The following is a 17514-nucleotide window of genomic DNA, read 5'->3' on the forward strand; positions in this document are numbered from 1 at the left end:
CCCCATTCAATTCCCGCTTGTCGAGACCGAGAACACCGGAAGACCGGGTGCCGCCGGAGCAGTGGACGCCTGGGACAGAACCGCGATCCGCTCCGGGTTCTGGCCAAGCACGCTGGAACCGCTTTGCGCTGCATTCAGCGCCAGACGCATCCATTCGCCTGCCCGCGCCATTCCGATGGGCGCACCGAACCCTTGCCGCAACTGGTGGCTGATAATCTCGCCATACCCAAGCTGCCCGGCAGAGGCGAGCAGCGTCGCCGATGCCAGGGTCATTTCGGCATCGTCGATCCTGTACCCCACCCCAAGACATACCTTGCCACCGGAAATCAGGCTCGGCATCTGTTGGCCCGAGTTTTGCAGGAACGTCGACGTCGAAGCCACAACTTCGGATGGCGCCTTGGTGTCGATACCCACCATTTGCGGTGCCATCGCTTGCGTCAGACCTTCGCATTGTTGCTCGATCTGAACGGATGTCATGTTCGGTATCGTCACTTCGATCTGGCTTGCCTCGACCATCGCCTGACTGCGCGCCTGACAGAACTGTTCGTTAAGCGCGAAGACGGGCTCGCGAACCTGCCCCGAACGACTCAGGCCGCCGTTCGACGTGGTCAGCAGATTGACCTCATTGCAATGCGCATTGATCGACTTCGTACCCTGTTGCGCAAACCCGAAATTCGGCAGCGCCGCTCCCGTGTCAGCACGTGCAGCCAGGGTGGGCGCGGTGGTCAGCGGCTGAGACGTCGTCGCCATATGGGTTTGAGGCTGACCCGGCTGCACAGCCTGCGGGGTTTGAATGCCCAGCTGTTCATTGCGATAGGTGCGCAACAGACCCGCCTGCCCCTGGCTTGCCAGAATCTGGTTGTACGGCGCCACATGCCCGCTGGCCAAGGCACGCTGGTGCGACGTCAGCAAGAAACCCAATTCGTGCTGATCGAGGTAGCCGTCGGTCACAAACCCCATGTCCGCCTGATACTGGGCAATCGCGCCACGGCTCCGGCGCCCAAGAGATCCGTCAACAGCCCCGGCATTGTACCCGAAATAGTTAAGAGCCGACTGTACTTCGCGGTTTTCCTGCCGCTGGGCAGAGGACGTGCCCGAACTTCGGGGTGTAGTACGGGCGGCCTGCTGTTGGCGCTGCTTGTTCTTGTGAACTTCGTTGACGATCAGACCCCCAAGCAGGGCGCCGCCAATCAGGGCGGCTGCTTCATCGGCCATGGCCCGCTGTACGGGCACAACGACCATGCTGGCCGCAACGACCGAGGCACAAAGGCGTGCTTTTGTCATCTCAATCACCTTTCTCCATGGTTTTCCAATGCGCAAGGCGAGCAGGAAAACCGGCTACGAAAATGAATTAATCTGTACTGAATGGCACCAAACCCGCAGGTGTTTGTCAAGGTTGTTGGACGGTGAAGGCGAGGCGCCTGTTTACGAACCGGAAAGGGCAATGCCTCAGGCCGGAAATGTCACCCGATCCATCTGAGCATCATGTGAAATTTTCGGTGGTCACCCGATTTCTCACCTGCATGCATCAGCCTCGATGGCGTCAAACCCTGCCCGATGATCTTTCCGGTCGTGCATTGACGAGCACTTCCATTGTGTAATGCGCGTATGCCAATCTGAGGTGTCTCCCGCAGGTCGCAACGCTTGCCTTGTTTCCCGCCGATGCCTCTCTTATCCTGGCTGCGCATCCTGTCCAGGGCGTCGTTCGGTCGCTTCACTGAAATCGTTGCCTGCGCTGCCACCATCTGGCGGCCCGTCTTCGGCCACCACCGGAAGCGTCAGGTTTCTGTTGTAGAACCTGTATGTCGCCCGGCCCTTTCGTTTTGCTGCATACAAAGCCAGATCGGCAGCATGGATGAGCTTGGACGCTTCGGGCGACACAAACTGTGTGGACAAAACAATACCGATGCTTGCCGAAATCTGGCATTTCTCTCCGTTGAAAAGGATGGGTTCCTCCAAGCGGTCGATCAATCGGCGGGCAATTCTTTCCAGCTTTTCCTTGTCCTGCAAGTGATTGAAAATCAGAATGAACTCGTCACCACCGATGCGCGCAACGGTGTCGTCTCCACGGGTTTCTTCCACCATTATCCTGGCAACCTGCTGCAACACGTGATCGCCTGCGGCATGCCCCAGCGTGTCATTGACGGACTTGAAGTAGTCAAGATCCAGATGCATCAGGCTGAAAGGCGTCACGCCATTGGTCAACCGGGCCAGGATGTGATCCATTGCACGGCGGTTCTTCAACCCGGTCAATGTATCGGTATAAGCCTGTTCCTCGGCGGCGATCATCGCCCCCTGAAGACGCAGATTCAATGTGCGTGAAGCTTCCATCGCGGCCGATTTCGCTTCGACCAGATAAAGCAGTTCGATCGCCAAGTCGGTTCCCGAAAAATCGGCGCTTGTGAGGGCATAGTCACGCACCGCGTCAAGGATAGATATCCCGAACGAAAGGTTGATGACGGCGCCCTCGTCTCCAGGGAGCGGAACGATGACGCCCTTCAAGGCCGTTCGGGGGGTGTCCCGGAACCGAAGGTGCAGTTTTGCACCTGAACTTGCGATAGCCTGCATGCTGGCCACCGACCGTGGTCGCAACAACTCGAAAACTTCCAGGAAAAGTTTTCCGACCATCTCCATTTCAGGACGCAGCTTCTGCAAGGTCGGACCGGCACTGGCTATCCTGCCCGCAGCATCAAGCAGAACAAACATCGGGCACAGTTTTTCCAGCAGGTAAGCAAGATTTTCCCTGTCTTTCATCTGGCTCGGGCCCCGAGTTCGAAGGTGCGGCCTTCGGCAAAATCCGTTTCGATCAGCGTGATCTCTATCATTTCACACTCATTGACCTGGCCCGCGTGCTCCAGCATCACCAGCGCCCCGTAGTCATCGGCCATTGCCCGAAGAATCCCCAGCAGCACATAAGAAAAGCCTCGCAACCCGCTGTGGCATGCCAGGGTGAACCGCCCGCCTGTTGATTCTGTCAACTCGAGTGCCGGCAAGTCCAAATCGGATACCGCCAGACGTGCGCGGTCAGGGAGATCATCCAGCGAATGCAGGAATTCGACATAACTCACTCCGCCAAAGCGGAGCAGTCTGCGCAAGGCTTCGGTATTCGGATTGGACACCAGGTAGGTACCAACGTCTTCGAGCACTTCCCGCTCCGGTCGCCCCAACTCGCGGCACAATTCGTCCAACACCCTGCGAGACACCTCGTCGTCATAGACAAGCATCGCCTCGAACTCGACAAACCCTAGATGCGCCGCCTCTGTCACGCGGATCCAACGGCTTTTGCCATAGGTGTTACATACAAAGGACTGTATCGCCTTGTTGATGAGGCCATGCATGAAGGATCCTCGTTACGTTCGCCACAGTCTCGCACCGGAAACATTAACAAAGCTCCAACGGGGCATCAGAGAATGATCAAAGCTCCTATTCTCTCGGAGCAATCACCTTTCCCGCGACGTCCAGGGCCTTCTGACCCGAAGGTACGATGGCAAACTGCCCACTCTGCGCCTGCATCAAGACCTCGATCGGAAACGTTTCATTTTCGTTTTCCGCTGGGGCCCCGGCGGCCCGAAGCCGTAAATCACCATTGGAACTGCGCAACAGGTGGGTGACACGCACAAATCCATCCGCATCCAGATACAACACGAACGCTTGCCCATCGGCATCTGCAACCGGACTAAAGGCGCCACGCAGGAAAAGGCAGCCCGGACGACCGTTCGGCAAGACCCGCTGGCATCCATCGTGCCAGGTTTCAAGCTGGTGTGCCGGGACATCCGTCAGATCGTTGGCATCCAATGGCCTCCGCTCCCCTGCCACCGGCATTTTTGCCAACAGCTCTGGTACAATCTCATCGGACGGCAGAAAGAAATCGGGTTCGCTGAACTGATATCGGCTCTCGATCCGGCGGGCCCGGTCGATCGTGCGCAACAGCTCCTGGTCATTGCGAACCCGTGCCATTGTCGCCAGTTGCTCAAGCCCTTGGTCGCCGGCCTTTCCCCAATCATGCGCCATTTCCCAGATCGGAAGTTCGTCAGGGCCAGCGGTAGCGGCATCATAGCGTGACACCTGGCTCGCCGTCGAAATGCGATAACCATCCAACACAGGTGTCAGCCAGATCGCCGCCAGACCGAGAAGCAGGATCGCAAAGCCCACGTTGCATCGCCGCAAACGGCTTTGCCAGTTCTCACCGACAAGAGCCAATCCGGCATAGCCGGTTGCGTAGACCGAAAGAAGTCCGGCAATCACTGCAGCCAGCATCCGGTCCGGCGTCCAACCATAGCTTGAGACACGAACCGCCAGAGCCCAGATGGCCAGACCGACCAGAATTGGCAACAGTATGGCGAGCATACGGGTCGCCCGTACGATTCCAGCGGTCTGAATGGCATGTGCGTCGTCACGGTCGACTGCCGTGGAAATAAGCGCGATCGCCGCAGACGCCGTCACCATCAGGATAGCGGCGGACGAAAGATCGCCAAACAACCCGGTCAAACCGCGCAACGGAAGGGCAATCAAGAATATGGAAACGACCCCCAACATCACCGGCACCAACAGGCGAAGCAACCGAAGCAGCGGAAACGGTGCCACTTTTTCCCTGACTTCGTGAATAACGGCCAGACCGAAGCCAATTACCGCTCCGCTCAACCCAAATGCCAACCAAGCCGTACGCATGACGATGTCGACCAATCCGATTTTGACCAGGTCAAGCAGGGCATCGGACAGAAACAGAACCAGCCAGACCATGGCCAGGAACAGCCAAACCAAAAGAAAACGGGTCGTGATCTCCCAGGCGGTCTCAAACAGGAGGCTGTAGTCGTTCCAGCGCTTCGTGTCCTTCAACCAGACAGCCAGGAATGGGGTCGCGACAAAGACCAGCGTGCTCATTGCCGAAACCAGGTTCGGGTGGTCAAGCGCATTGGTGGCCACATCGAACCGTGAGCCAACAGACAGAGCCAAAACCGTGGCCGGGACCGAGACCAGGAAAGCCCCGACCAGAGACCGCAGCAAATCCACAGTTCCCGACATGGTCAGTGATACGCCCGCATGCACCAAGACAAAAGTCAGCAGCCCAAGCCGCGCCATGTCTGGAAAAGTTGAGACTGACCATGTCTCTGCCAACGCCCAAAGCGCCAGCGCGGCCATAAAACCAGCAACAGCCTGACTCAGCCGGGCGCGGACTTCGGGCGTAAGGCGATTGTCGGGCATGGTGTCTTCCCTGCTCAGTCCATGTTCAAATGAGCCTAACCGCCAAGGCGACGGGACTCCATGGGGAGCAGCACGCTCTAGCCTGTCCCGGATCAGAAATCAGTGGGTGCGCCCCCTTCGGATTTGCGTCTGGCGACAAACTCGGCCAGTTCCTCCCGGATCGCTTCGTCGAGCGGGGGAGCTTCGAAACTGCCGATGATTTCCTTGAACATGTGATGCGCGCGTTCCGGCGTCCAGACGGCACCCGCTGCCTCCCAGCCCTCGTAGTTCTTCCAGTCGCTCAGGAACGGCTGGTAAAAGGCGGTGGTGTAACGGTCCTGCGTGTGCTGGATGCCAAAGAAATGCCCGTCATTGCCGACCGCGCGGATCGCGTCCAACGCAATATCATCGGGTGTGGTGGCATAGGTGGCGGGCTCCATGTAGCGCTGGATCTGCTGGAGCACCTCGCAATCCATGATAAACTTCTCGGGACTGGCGATCAGCCCGCCCTCCAGCCAGCCTGCGGCGTGATAGACCATGTTGGTGCCCGACTGCACCGCCGCCCAGAGCGAGTTCGACGTCTCCCACATGGCCTGGCCATCGGGCACGTTGGCGGCGCAGACCCCGGACGAGCGCACGGGCAGGCCGTAGAACCGGGCCATCTGGCCGGTCATCTGGGTGGCGCGCATGTATTCCGGCGTGCCAAAGGCAGGCGCGCCCGATTTCATGTCCACGTTCGAGGTAAACGTGCCGATCACACAGGGAATGCCCGGTCGCACATATTGGAACAGCGCGATGGCACACAGCGCCTCGGCCAGCGATTGCGCCACCGCCCCCGCCATGGTCACCGGCGCCATCGCGCCCGCCAGCGTAAAGGGCGTCACCACGATCGCCTGCCCGCGCCGGGCCAGCCGCAGACAACCGTCGATCATCGGATGGTCATGTTTCAGCGGCGAAGTCGAGTTGATGTTGGTGTACATCCGCGGCGTCGCCTCGAACTCCTCGTCACTGAGGCCCCCGGCGATGCGCACCATCTCCATCACGTCCTCGACCCGCTCCTTGCCCAGGCTATAGGCATGCATGACCTTGTCCGAGATCGTGAGCTTGTCATAAAGCACGTCGAGATGCCGAACCGAAGCATGGATATCCACAGGTTCCACCGGATAGCCGCCGGCGAAATGGATGCAGTTGAAATACTGGGTCAGTTTCAGCAGGTTCCGGCATTGCTCGCGATTGCCCGGCACCTTGCGGCCGATCTCCATGTCCCAATAGTTTGGCGGCGAAGAGACATTGCCGAACAGGATCACATTGCCGCCGATCTTGAGCGTTCTTTCAGGGTTCCGAGGTGTGATTGTGAATTCACGGGGCGCCTTGGATACCATCTCCATGACCCAGTCGCGCCCCATGCGCACCACGTCACCGTCCACCTTGCACCCGGCTTGCCGGAACAAGGCCAGCGCTTCTTCGTTGAAAAAGGCGATACCGATCTCTTCGAGAATGCGCATGGCGCCGTCGTGAATGGCCTCGACACCCTCCTGATCCAGCGGTTCGGTCGGTCTGTCGACGTTGACGGGCAAGCGCCAGGGCATTTGCTCGATCACAGCCTTGCCTCTGCGGGCGGCGGCACCAGCCCGGCCACCGCCACGACGTTTGCGGGTATCAGTGTCAGCCATGGAACCCTCCTGATCTGGACGGTTCAAAACTCTCATGTCTTGGGGACCATGCCGCCCTGACACCGACACCATATGTCGTTTTTTTCTGTTTTACTGCCGCCCTAACCGATTTTTGTGGTCAAGAGGCCAGCCAATCCCGGATATGGCCAATGTTGGGCAGGACAACATCCGCATGCGGGGCCAGTTCGTCATGTTTTGCAAGGCCGGTCAGAACGGCAACCGTTACCATCCCTGCGGCGCGACCTGCCAGCATGTCATGCGTGCTGTCGCCCACCATGGCAACTTGCGCCGGGTCCATGCCAACTGTCTTGGCAAAGGCCAACATCTGGCCCGGTCCGGGTTTGGCGCCGTGGCCGCTGTCGAAACCCGCGATGAAATCGAACTTGTCGGCCACCCCGACAGATCCCAGATGCGCCCGCGCCGGGGCCTCGCCATCATTGGTGGCAACACCCAGCTTAAGACCACGACCGCGCATTTCATCCAGAAATCCGGCCAGCGGCACCGCCTGAACCTGTGGAGCGCGGGCGCTTTCCTCGTTGATCATCGCGACCAGTTCCGCATGAGCGAAGCCGTTCAGCTCTGGCAGCAGGGCCTCGGCGATCTCGCCCGGAGTACCCGCAATCACGATACTGTCGCGCGCATACTGCCCTTGGTCAAAATCAAATCCGATCATGGCCCCCAGTTGCGCCGCACGCCCTGCGTCGCCGCCGCCGACACGGGTCAAAAATGACCGGCCGAACGCACCCCAAGTCGCCGCAAAATCGAACAAGGTTCCATCCTTATCGAACAACAAGGCGTCAATTGGCATCTGTTATGGCTCCGGTTTGAAATGTCAGGTCCAGTGCACCTTGGCTCCGGCCAGTGCAGTAAGTGCCTGCATAGGATAGTCATACGCCAAGCCCTCTGCATCGCAAAACGCGACAACCCAAGCATCGTCCATGGTGAGAAACTCCAATACCGACGCCAGGAAAGCGCGCTCGGTGGCGCGTTCCTTCATTTCGGCGGGATCAGCACCTGTCGAACCCAGAAAAACAGGCAATAGATCATCATTCCCCAACAGCCAGACCAGAGCTTTCAGGGCGATAGTTTCGGCGGCATCGGCGGAAATCGGCATAGCCATAGGGGCGGTAACGCTCGGAAAGGGTTTGTTAACCAGTCTCATAAACACTTTGACAAGAATTGAAAGCAATAGTCGAAGGACTGGTGCGGTGCATGGAACGATACTGATACTGGACGGCGTGTCCACGAACCGGATCATGCTCAAGGTCCAGTTGTCGGCGGCATGGTATCATGTTGTACAGAGCGACCGGTTGGACGGGGTGCTCGGGATCATACGCAGGGTCCGGCCAGACCTGATCCTGTGCGCATATTCGCTACCGGACGGGAATGCGCTGGATCTCAAAAGATGTCTGACCGGTACTCCGGATTGCTCCGACATCCCCTTGATCGCGATTGCACCGCAGAATGACCATTCGACGCGCCGCAAGGCGTTGGCCGCAGGCATTGACGACGTACTGAGCCAGCCGTGCGACGATGTCATTCTGCTGGCCCGGATCCGGAGTCTGATCCGCGCGCACTCCAGAGCGCTGGAGCTGCGCGAACAAAGTGGATCGCATATTATGGAACTCGATGAAAGCCCGGTCGAATACATCGGGCCGCGTCGCTTGCCCAACATCGCGATTGTAACCCAGACACCGGGAACCGGAGCAATCTGGCGCTCCCGGCTCAAGGGCCTGATGGCCTGCGACATGGATCTGCATCGGATCGAAGACGCCCAGAACCTGCTCAACGAACGGGCAACGGATGCAATCGTGGTCGAATTGAACGATGGGACGACCGGCATGCGCCTGCTCGCCGACTTGCGGGCCAGGACCATCACCCGAAATGCGGCGATCCTTGGTGTTCCAAATCCGGCCAACCCTCACTTGGCCGCCGATGCCCTGGACCGGGGGGCAGACGATGTTATGCCGGCCGGATTCGAAGTACACGAACTGGCGTTGCGTCTCGAAACTCAGCTCAAGCGCAAGGCGCGGGCGGACAGGTATCGCGACTCCCTTCGCGCCCGCGTCGAGGCCGCGATGATTGATCCGATGACCGGCCTTTACAACAGGCGCTTTGCCATGCCCGAATTGCAGAGGCTAGCGGGACTGATGGCCGATACAGGCAAACCCCTTGCCGTCTTGCTGGCGGATCTCGATCACTTCAAGACAATTAACGACCGGTTTGGTCACCCCGCCGGCGACGCGGTTCTGATCGAAACGGCGATACGTCTCAAATCCCAGCTTCGCCCGACTGACTTGTTGGCGCGAATTGGCGGCGAAGAGTTCCTGATCGTGTTGCCGGGAACAAGAGAAGACGAAGCCCTGCAAGTGGCAAACAGGCTATGTGCGCATGTCAGCCGTTCCACTTTCGCGATTTCAGACAGTGGCAGACATGTCTCGGCAAGCCTGAGCATTGGCCTGTTTGCTGCAACGGCATCGGACTTGCGTGATTTTCAACGCAATCAACTTGCAACCAAATTGATCGACCGCGCCGACCAGGCGCTTTATGCCGCCAAGGAAGAGGGCCGCAACCGGGTCTCGAAGGTAACAGTGGCACCGCTGCCCCTGTCAGTCCCGCCAGGGTTTGTGGCGTGATTTTCCGGCAAGCGATGTAAGCCGATCCGCATATTCTACGCGCTCGTCTTCGCTCATGGCCGCGATACGGCTCAACATCTCTTGCTGCATCCTGGCCAGTCTTTGACCGCGCATCGCTTCTTGTGCCTGCAAGTGAGCCGCAAAACGATCAGGGTCGAACGGGCGGGCTTTCAGCAACTCGACAATGGCCGCCATGGAATGGCTGCCACGTTCACCGGCCTCTCTTGCGCCTTGATGGGAAGCGTCCCGCAGGATTTTGCGATCCTGCTCCGGCAAGGCAAGAAAAAGGGCAATTGCCGTTGGCGGCGGCCTGTGATCCCGCCCCGGTCCATGCCTCCAGGCAATGCCGATCCCCAATCCGATCACCAGCAGGTTCAAGGCAAGGGACGTCACCAGCAGGATTCGGATGGGCCACCCGATTTTCTTTGTCGTTTCGCTCATTTACCCCTCCTCGCCCAAGACATCGACCAACCCGTAGTAGCCAAGAAATTCGCCATCGCCTTGCGTTTGATAAACCAGGTCCGAAGGATCTGGCAGGATATCCGGCGGGAACATCCCGATCCAAACCCCGGTGGCACACGCAGCGGCCATTCCGCCCAACCCCGGCCAACCGCCGAGATTGATCAGAAGGTGTCGCCAAAGGCCCGGCTCCCGTCTTTTTGCAACAGCGCGCTGACCGGTATATCTGTCCGTCTGAATCCGATCGGCGTCTGTCAGAATGCGCCCGACGAGGTCATCCGGGATGTCCTGCCGGGAATACCGCGCGGCCGCCAACAATTCGTCCAGTCTCGTCGTTTCATCCGCCATCTTGATATCCCAATTCATCTTTCCGATCAGCCAGAACAGCGGCAAGTGTCCGTTTGCCGCGCGCGGTCAGGCTTTCAACCGCTTCCACTCCGATTTCCATGATCCCGGCGATCTCAGGGTTTGAAAGCTCTTCGATATGACGAAGAACCACGGCCTGCCGCTGCCGGACCGGCAATCTCATCAAAGCATCCTGAAGCGCATCGACGCGTGCCACATGCAGCAACTGCTCCATCGCCGCAGGGCTGCCGTCTTCGGGTTCTGGAATGCCGTCGAGGTCCAATGTCTGCGTACGTCGGCGCAGATCGAGGCACAGGTTCATCACCACCCGATAAAGCCAGGTGCTGACCTTGGCCCGGCCACTCTGCCACTCTGGCGCAATCCGCCACAGGCGCAGCATCGCTTCTTGCGTGACATCTTCCGCCTCGGCCCGGTTGCCCAGAACCCGCAAGGCCACAGAGTAAGCCCGGGGGCCAAGCAGCCCGACCAGTTCACGCGCGGCCTCGGCATCCCCATTGGCATAGAGGCGGAGAAGCGTCTCCTCCGCTACAGGTTCCGCGGCAGAAGCTCCGCCGCGGTCTATAGAGCCTTTGGAGGCCATGTCCTCCATCCAGATCAGTGCTTCTTTTTCTCGCCAAAGCCATGATGCCCATGGCGCTCTGACATCCGCTGCTGCATCTGCGCAAATTCCTCTTCCGAGATCGCTCCGTCACCATCCGCATCCATCCGGCCAAAGAAACGTCCCATATTCTTGCGCGGCTCGGGCATTTCATCCTGACTCAACTGGCCGTCCTTGTTGCTGTCAAGGCGCTCAAGCATACGGGTGACATGTTCAGACGCGCGCGCTTGCGCTTCGGCCTCCAGCTCGGACCGGCTCAGCATTCCGTTTCCATCGGTGTCAGCGCCGGAGAAACGCGCGGCCCGGTGCCCCTGCATTTCCTCCATCGTGATCTTGCCATCGCCATTGACATCCAGTTCCGAGAAGCTGTGACGCGGTCCCGCGCCCGGCCCCATGGCCCAAACCGTAGAAGCGGTTGCCGCAGCCGTTACCAGTACAAATCCCGCGACCAAGCCTGCAAGTTTCATGTCGGTCATCCTTTACCTTCGGCGGCACCTTACCGCCGTTCATGATACTCAAACGCGGCAACCGCGCTTGTCCGTCGCAGGTTTCGACATTTCCTGTGGCGCTTCACGAATTGGTGAGGGCGAGATGCTTTTTTTGCGACATCCGGACGCAAGACCGCTCAGCACCCTTTCCGTCGTCGGCAAAGACAGTCAGATTGGCGCAAACACATGGATGATAAAAACATGACCGATCAGACCGCCTGCGCAGGCACCGACCGCCCGACATGGCCCGCCCTCTTTGCCGGGTTCCGCGGCAAGTGCCCCAATTGCGGCGAAGGCAAGCTGCTGCATTCCTACCTCAAGGTAAACGACTGCTGCGCAAACTGCGGGGAAGAATTCTCTCATCACCGCGCGGACGATGGGCCTGCCTATCTGACCATTCTGATTGTCGGGCACCTGATGGCCCCCTTGCTGCTGGTGGTTTTCGAAACCTGGCGACCCAGCCCGATGACCCTGTTCAGCGTCTTTGGCCTTGGCTGCGTTGCTTTATCGCTCTACCTTCTGCCGCGATTGAAGGGGACCGTCGTGGCCTATCAATGGGCGCGGCGCATGCATGGATTTGACAGTTCCATCTGACCCCGGACTGGCAGGAGGGGATATGGAGCAAGACAAATCGGCAATTCGCAACGCGGCCACGGTGATCGTCTTGCGTGACCGGGCAAGCGATCCGGCGATCCTCATGGGGCAACGGGGCGCCAAGGCGGCATTCATGCCGAACAAGTTCGTCTTTCCTGGCGGGGCCGTGGACAAGGCTGACGCAGGCATTCCGCTGGCGGCCCCCTTGCCGCAGGTCTGTGCCGATCGTCTGACCGAGCAGGCTGCCGAAGACCTGGGGCATGCTCTGGCGGTGGCTGCCGTGCGCGAGCTTTGGGAAGAGACCGGGCTGATCCTGGGCAAGCCAGGACACTGGCCCGGCGCGGTGCCCGACGATTGGACAAGCTTCGCGGCCACGGGACATCTGCCAGCCGCCGATGCCTTGCAGTTTGTTTTCCGTGCGCTCACGCCTCCCGGGAGGCCCCGTCGCTTCGATGCCAGGTTCTTTTTGGTCGACGCCGTCGAGATCTCGGGCGATCTCGACGACTTCACCCATGCCTCTGATGAGCTGTCGCATTTGCAGTGGATCCCGCTCAAAGATGCGCGCCGGTTCGACCTGCCGTTTATCACCGAGGTCGTATTGGCCGAAGTCGCGGGCCGGGTCGATGACCCAACGCCCCCGGAGTCGGTGCCCTATTTTCACAACAATGACGAAGCAAGCCTGTTTCTGCGATTGCGCGGCTATCCGATGCCTGAGGCAGGCTGACCCGGCCGGGGGAGCGCGCGACAAGATTTGAACTCAAATCTTGTCCACAAGGTCTTTCTCAAGACCTTGTCCAGCGCCCGGTTCAACGCATCCGGCTGATCACCACCGTCACCTCGGGCTTCTTGCCGATCTCTGTTTGGGCCGATTGCCGGGCGATCCGCCGCAGCGCTTCCTCCAGCCGGTCATCATCGCGCAACGTTTTCTGATTCGAGCGCATGAGAAACTGGTTCAGGTCCTCTTCCAGCACATCGACCAGCGGTGCCTTGGAGCTGCCGATCTCGGGCAGGCCGATGATGTCGCACCAGGGTTCACCCAGCGGCTCATCCTCTTCGTCCATGATCACCGTGACTGTCACGTGCCCATTCAGCGCCATTCGGATCCGGTTGCGGATCACGCCATCCAGCGCCCCGACTTGCACCGTACCGTCCAGATAGGTGCGCCCCGTCTCGACATGAGCGGCCACCACCGGCGCGTTTCCGCTGAGGTCCAGCATGGTACCATTCACCGCCACCACGCCCTGGCGCCCGCCCGCCTCGGCCAGGCGCGCATGCTCGCGCAAATGCCGGTGCTCGCCATGCATCGGGATCACCATCTGCGGGTCGATCAGCGCATGTACCCGCTCCAGATCAGGGCGATTGGCATGGCCAGAGACATGATACCGGCCGGAGCTGTCGTCGACCACATCAACGCCCTTCTCGCTGAGCTGGTTGATGATGCGGATCACTTCCTTTTCGTTGCCCGGGATGGTCTTGGACGAGAACAGGAACAGATCCCCCTCGGACAGTTCCAGCCCGCGATACTTGCCGCGCGCCAGCTGCGCGCTGGCGGCGCGGCGTTCGCCCTGGCTGCCGGTCACGATCAGCATCAGATGATCGCGCGGGATGTCCTGCGCCTCCTCAGGGCTGATCACGGGCGGAAACTCGGTCAGCACGCCGGTCTCCATCGACGCCTCGATCATCCGCCGCATGGCGCGGCCCAGCAGAACCACCGACCGCCCGGCGCGGGCGCCTGCTTCGGCCAGAGTCCGCACCCGCGCCACGTTCGACGCGAAAGTGGTTGCCACCACCATGCCGGTGGCGCCCGCCACCAGTTTCTCGATCTCGGGGCCGACCTCGGATTCCGAGCGGCCCGGATTGGGCGAGAACACATTGGTCGAGTCGCAGACCAGCGCCCGCACCCCGCCCTTGCCGACCGAGGCCCACAGTTCGGGGTCAAAGGCCTCGCCCACCACCGGGTTGGCGTCCAGCTTGAAATCGCCGCTATGCACGATCCGCCCCCCCGGCGTGTCGATGACCAACGCGGCGCTTTCCGGGATCGAGTGCGATACCGGCAGGAATCCCACGGTAAAGGGACCGGCCTGCACCTGCTCGGGCCAGGCGGAAACCGTCTGCACCGCATCCTCGGGCAGGCCCAGTTCGGCCATCTTGCGCCGCGCGATATTGGCGGTAAAGGCGCGCGCATGGATCGGTTTGCGCAGCTGGTCATAGGTATGGGCAACCGCGCCCACGTGATCCTCATGCGCGTGGGTGATGAACACCGCCTCCAGCCGGTCGGCATTCTCCCTCAGCCACGAGATGTCGGCCCAGATCAGATCCACCCCCGGCGTCGTATCCATGTCCGAGAAGGCCACGCCGATATCGACCAGGATCAGCCGTTCCTTGCCCGGCAGGCCATAGCCATAAACATAGGCGTTCATGCCGATCTCGCCGGCGCCCCCCAAAGGAAGGTAGATCAATCTCTCGCGGCTCATACGGTCCCGTTTTCCTTGTTATATCGATGGATCACGGTCAGCCCGTGCATCGTAAGATCGTCTTCGAAGATATCGAACAGAATTTCGCTTTGCTGGAACAGCGCCGCCAGCCCGCCGGTGGCGATCACCTGCATGTCACGGTCGCGTTCCGCCTTGATACGGGCGCAGATCTCCTTAACCAGCCCGACATAGCCCCAGAACACGCCAGACTGCATGCAGGCCACGGTATTGGTGCCGATCACCGCCTGCGGCTTGGCGATATCCACATGCGGCAGCGCTGCCGCCGCCATGTGCAGCGCCTCGAGGCTCAGGTTTACACCGGGCGCGATCACGCCGCCCACATAGGCGCCATCGTCATCGACCACGTCGAACGTGGTGGCGGTGCCGAAATCAACCACGATCTTGTTGCCGCCATGCCGGTCATAAGCACCGGCGGTATTGACTAGTCGGTCAGGGCCGACCGCCGTTCCGGCATCGACACGTGCCTGGACCGGTAGCAGGCAGTCGGGTTTGCCCACCACGAGCGGACGGCAGCCAAAGAAGCGGTCAGCAAAGACGCGCAGGTTGAACACCACGCGCGGCACGGTGGACGAGATGATCACATCGGTGATGTCGGTCTCGATCCCGTAATGCTTGATCAGGGTCGAGTACCAGGTGAAATAGGCATCCGCCGTGCGCGCGTGATGGGTCGAGGTCCTGAGCGTGCACAGGAACTTCTCGCCATCCCAGATCGAGAAGACGGTATTGGTGTTGCCGCAATCAATGGCCAGAAGCATGGCCCTGTCTCCCTAGAAATAGACGTCCGCTGCCGGGATTCTGACCCGGCCTTGGGCGGTGTTTAGGACAAGGTTGCCGTCTGCGTCCACCGTTTCAAAGGTACCGGTGGTTTCCGACGTTGCGGTGCGGGCGGTCACGACCTCTCCCAGACGGGCAGCGCGGGCCAGCCAGGCGCTGCGGATCGGCGCAAAACCATAGGTCAGAAACTGCGCTTCATACCGGGCAAAGGCCGCCGCCAGTTCGGTCAGAAAGAACTCCGGTTCCACCTGGGCGCCGGTTTCCGACAGCAGCGAGACCGGTCGCACCGCACCCGGCTCGACCGCGTCGGCGCTGGGGGCATCGGCCAGATTCACACCGATGCCGATGGCCAGATGGGCCACTCCGCCGCCATGTCCGGTGCTTTCCAGCAGGATACCGGCCAGCTTGCCACCGTTCAGCAACACGTCATTTGGCCATTTCAGCGCCAGCCCCTCGGCCCGCCCGGTCACCGCCACGCAGGCATCGAACAGCGCCAGCGCGGCGACAAAGCTGCGCAGCGCTGCCTGCTTGGCCTCGCCTACCGGGCGCATCACCAGCGTTGCGGCCAGGTTTCCCTCGGGTTGGGACCAGGCCCTGCCGCGCCGACCACGCGCGGCGGTCTGGCGCCGCGCCATGATCCATTCCGGACCGGACAGGGTCGATGCAATCCGGCCCGCCTCATTCAGGGTGCTGTCAACCTCGTCCAGCACCCGCTTTCCAAAGCCTTGTGGCCAATCACTCATAGCGCAAAAAGGCCCGGTCCTAGGACCGAGCCCCCCTTTGTTGGTTGTATTACGGGATCAGTTGACAAGCGTCGCCGCTGCGGCGGCTGCCGCTCCTTCGACCCCGAACTGATAGAACAGACCCACCAGCATCATTGCCGCCGACCCCATCAGCGCCGCCCAGAGCACGGGCGAGGAGCGGGTTTCGATCGGCTCTTCGTTCTCGGCCCCGAAATACATGTAGAAAACAATACGCAGATAGTAGAAGGCACCGATGACCGAGGCGATGGCCGAGGCCACGACCAGCCCCATCAGCCCGGCGTCGATACCGGCCTGCCACACGCCCAGCTTGGCAAAGAAGCCCAGCATCGGCGGCACGCCCGCCAGACTGAACATCAGGATCAGAACCGCCAGCGCCTTGCCCGGATCGCGGCGCGAATATTGGCGCAGCGCGTCGATATCGACAACCGGCTGGCCGTCCCGCTCCATCATCAGGATAAAGGCAAAGGTGCCCACGTTCATGGTGACGTAGATCGCCAGATAGATCAGCATCGCCTGCACGCCCGCCTGGGTACCAGCCGCGAGACCGATCAGGGCATAGCCCATATGCGCGATGGACGAGAACGCCATCAGTCGCTTGATGTTGCGCTGGCCGATCGCGGCCACCGCGCCCAGGAACATGCTGAGCACCGAGAGCACCACCAGAACCTGCTGCCAGTCGCTGACCGCGTTGCCGAAGGCATCGAACATCAACCGGGCAAAGAGACCCATCGCTGCCACTTTCGGCGCAGTGGCAAAAAAGGCGGTAATCGGGGTGGGCGAGCCTTCGTAAACGTCCGGCGTCCACATGTGGAACGGCACCGCCGAGACCTTGAACGCCAGACCCGAGATCAGGAAGATCAGACCAAAGAGCAGGCCCAGCGAGACCTCGCCATGATGGGCACTGACCAGGATGCCCGAGAACAGCGTGGTGCCGGTATAGCCATAGACCAGAGACGCGCCATAAAGCAGCAGACCGGAACTCAGCGCGCCCAGCACGAAGTATTTCAGGCCCGCCTCGGTCGATTTCGCACTGTCGCGGCGCAGCGAGGCCACGACATAGAGCGCCAGCGATTGCAGTTCGAGCCCCATATAGAGGGACATCAGGTCACCGGCGCTGACCATCATCATCATGCCGACGGCGGCCAGTGCCACCAGCAAGGGATATTCGAACCGCAACAGCCCGCGCCGGGCCATGTAATCCTGGCTCATCAACAGGACAGCACCGGCCGACAGCAGGATCGCTACCTTGGCAAAACGCGCGAATGCGTCATCGACGAACATGCCGCCAAAGGCCACGCGGGTGCCGCTGTCCTGGGTCGCGATCCAGATCGCCAGCACCGCCATCAGCGCCGCTGTGGTCCAGACTAGAACCGGGCCCATCCCGTCCTTGGTGGTATAGACCGCCCCCAGAAGCGCCGCCATCGCATAGAGCGCCAGAACGATCTCGGGCAGGATAATGTACAGATCAGCCTGGATCATGTTCCCA

At 60.6% G+C, this 17514-nt stretch carries 18 protein-coding genes; 3 read left to right on the top strand and 15 right to left on the bottom strand.

Annotation, left to right across the window (positions count from 1 at the left end):
* Positions 1-6: 6 nt before the first annotated feature.
* The 7 genes from G0P99_RS06940 to G0P99_RS06970 form a co-directional block, all read right to left on the bottom strand.
* A complete protein-coding gene (locus G0P99_RS06940) occupies positions 7-1284 on the bottom strand; it encodes a peptidoglycan-binding protein (RefSeq protein ID WP_164128663.1) in 1278 nt (425 codons plus the stop codon).
* A 387-nt stretch (positions 1285-1671) separates the two neighbouring features.
* Complete coding sequence (locus G0P99_RS06945) at positions 1672-2754, bottom strand: GGDEF domain-containing protein (protein ID WP_164128664.1); 1083 nt, start codon at positions 2752-2754, stop codon at positions 1672-1674.
* Positions 2751-3338 carry a heme NO-binding domain-containing protein gene (locus G0P99_RS06950; RefSeq protein ID WP_164128665.1) on the bottom strand — a complete coding sequence of 196 codons (588 nt, stop codon included), beginning with the start codon at positions 3336-3338 and terminating at the stop codon, positions 2751-2753. Before G0P99_RS06950 ends, G0P99_RS06945 begins: the two co-directional genes overlap by 4 nt.
* A gap of 85 nt (positions 3339-3423) precedes the next feature.
* Complete coding sequence (locus G0P99_RS06955) at positions 3424-5202, bottom strand: DUF4153 domain-containing protein (RefSeq protein ID WP_164128666.1); 1779 nt, start codon at positions 5200-5202, stop codon at positions 3424-3426.
* A 92-nt stretch (positions 5203-5294) separates the two neighbouring features.
* Positions 5295-6854, bottom strand: a complete 1560-nt coding sequence (locus G0P99_RS06960; protein ID WP_164128667.1) for a trimethylamine methyltransferase family protein — start codon at positions 6852-6854, stop codon at positions 5295-5297.
* A gap of 118 nt (positions 6855-6972) precedes the next feature.
* Complete coding sequence (locus G0P99_RS06965; protein WP_164128668.1) at positions 6973-7662, bottom strand: HAD family hydrolase; 690 nt, start codon at positions 7660-7662, stop codon at positions 6973-6975.
* 24 nt (positions 7663-7686) lie between these two features.
* The gene (locus G0P99_RS06970) at positions 7687-7968 is read right to left on the bottom strand and encodes a DUF3572 domain-containing protein (protein ID WP_164129239.1); all 282 of its coding nucleotides are present in this window, start codon (positions 7966-7968) and stop codon (positions 7687-7689) included.
* Between the two features lie 31 nt (positions 7969-7999).
* Here G0P99_RS06970 and G0P99_RS06975 point away from each other — a divergent pair, with 31 nt between their 5' ends.
* Complete coding sequence (locus tag G0P99_RS06975) at positions 8000-9490, top strand: diguanylate cyclase (protein ID WP_239059720.1); 1491 nt, start codon at positions 8000-8002, stop codon at positions 9488-9490.
* Here the strand turns inward: G0P99_RS06975 and G0P99_RS06980 are convergent.
* The 4 genes from G0P99_RS06980 to G0P99_RS06995 form a co-directional block, all read right to left on the bottom strand.
* The gene (locus G0P99_RS06980; RefSeq protein WP_164128669.1) at positions 9464-9868 is read right to left on the bottom strand and encodes a periplasmic heavy metal sensor; all 405 of its coding nucleotides are present in this window, start codon (positions 9866-9868) and stop codon (positions 9464-9466) included. The genes G0P99_RS06975 and G0P99_RS06980 overlap by 27 nt on opposite strands.
* A 63-nt stretch (positions 9869-9931) precedes the next feature.
* On the bottom strand, positions 9932-10297 hold the full coding sequence (locus G0P99_RS06985) for a hypothetical protein (protein ID WP_164128670.1): 366 nt from the start codon (positions 10295-10297) through the stop codon (positions 9932-9934).
* Entirely contained in the window at positions 10287-10895 is a 609-nt protein-coding gene (locus G0P99_RS06990) for an RNA polymerase sigma factor (protein ID WP_370462724.1), read from the bottom strand. Before G0P99_RS06990 ends, G0P99_RS06985 begins: the two co-directional genes overlap by 11 nt.
* Before the next feature lie 14 nt (positions 10896-10909).
* Positions 10910-11380 carry an EF-hand domain-containing protein gene (locus tag G0P99_RS06995; RefSeq protein WP_164128672.1) on the bottom strand — a complete coding sequence of 157 codons (471 nt, stop codon included), beginning with the start codon at positions 11378-11380 and terminating at the stop codon, positions 10910-10912.
* Positions 11381-11602: 222 nt separating this feature from the next.
* Between G0P99_RS06995 and G0P99_RS07000 the strand changes: the two genes are divergently transcribed.
* On the top strand, positions 11603-11995 hold the full coding sequence (locus G0P99_RS07000) for a DUF983 domain-containing protein (protein WP_164128673.1): 393 nt from the start codon (positions 11603-11605) through the stop codon (positions 11993-11995).
* Positions 11996-12017: 22 nt separating this feature from the next.
* On the top strand, positions 12018-12719 hold the full coding sequence (locus G0P99_RS07005; RefSeq protein ID WP_164128674.1) for an NUDIX hydrolase: 702 nt from the start codon (positions 12018-12020) through the stop codon (positions 12717-12719).
* Between the two features lie 82 nt (positions 12720-12801).
* Here the strand turns inward: G0P99_RS07005 and G0P99_RS07010 are convergent, their stop codons facing one another.
* From G0P99_RS07010 to nuoN, 4 genes are read right to left on the bottom strand one after another with little or no spacing between them, the layout of a single operon-like run.
* Positions 12802-14469: a ribonuclease J gene (locus G0P99_RS07010; RefSeq protein WP_164128675.1), complete on the bottom strand. Its 1668-nt coding sequence runs from the start codon at positions 14467-14469 to the stop codon at positions 12802-12804.
* Entirely contained in the window at positions 14466-15245 is a 780-nt protein-coding gene (locus G0P99_RS07015) for a type III pantothenate kinase (protein WP_164128676.1), read from the bottom strand. The genes G0P99_RS07010 and G0P99_RS07015 overlap by 4 nt, the downstream gene beginning before the upstream one ends.
* Positions 15246-15257: 12 nt before the next feature.
* Positions 15258-16007: a biotin--[acetyl-CoA-carboxylase] ligase gene (locus tag G0P99_RS07020; RefSeq protein ID WP_164128677.1), complete on the bottom strand. Its 750-nt coding sequence runs from the start codon at positions 16005-16007 to the stop codon at positions 15258-15260.
* Between the two features lie 57 nt (positions 16008-16064).
* Positions 16065-17507 carry an NADH-quinone oxidoreductase subunit NuoN gene (gene nuoN / locus G0P99_RS07025; RefSeq protein WP_164128678.1) on the bottom strand — a complete coding sequence of 481 codons (1443 nt, stop codon included), beginning with the start codon at positions 17505-17507 and terminating at the stop codon, positions 16065-16067.
* Between the last annotated feature and the right edge of the window lie 7 nt (positions 17508-17514).

It is taken from the genome of Ruegeria sp. PrR005, assembly GCF_010500245.1.
Taxonomy (GTDB): Bacteria; Pseudomonadota; Alphaproteobacteria; order Rhodobacterales; family Rhodobacteraceae; genus Ruegeria_B; species Ruegeria_B marisflavi.